The organism is Alexandriicola marinus, assembly GCF_004000435.1.
Classification (GTDB): domain Bacteria; phylum Pseudomonadota; class Alphaproteobacteria; order Rhodobacterales; family Rhodobacteraceae; genus Alexandriicola; species Alexandriicola marinus.
This window is the reverse complement of sequence record NZ_RBVZ01000080.1, coordinates 1-348: the sequence shown is the minus strand read 5'-3', so window position 1 is coordinate 348 and position 348 is coordinate 1. Positions and strand designations below refer to the sequence as shown.

General features: G+C 69.0%; 1 protein-coding gene. It reads right to left on the bottom strand.

What is annotated here, in order from left to right; translation table 11 throughout:
- Positions 1-348 (bottom strand): phage major capsid protein (locus EP376_RS22760; protein ID WP_206074853.1); only part of this gene is annotated, 348 nt, incomplete at both ends.

Here is a 348-nt window from a genome sequence, read left to right as displayed (position 1 = left end):
CGGCCAGATACCAGGCGGTCTCGCTGGCAGCGTCGAGCCGGGGTTCACTGATCGGCGCGAGCGTCCGGATCGACTGCGGCACCACGCTCGACGTCGCGGCGGGCACCAGGTTCTGGGCGACCAGCTGCTCGGCCTTCAGTTCCAACGAGGCAGGCACGATCAGGAAGGCGGGGCGGACGTTCAGCACCGTCTTCTTGTCGAGCCCCGTCTGCTTGGCCATCGCCGCCCGTGCCGCGCCGACGCTGCTTACGTCGAGCGCCGCGCCGGTGCCGGCGAGGTTCTTGTGGCTGTTGTGGAAGAGCGCGTTGCCATCCGCCATTGCCGGGTTGGCGGTGATGATGCCCCAGA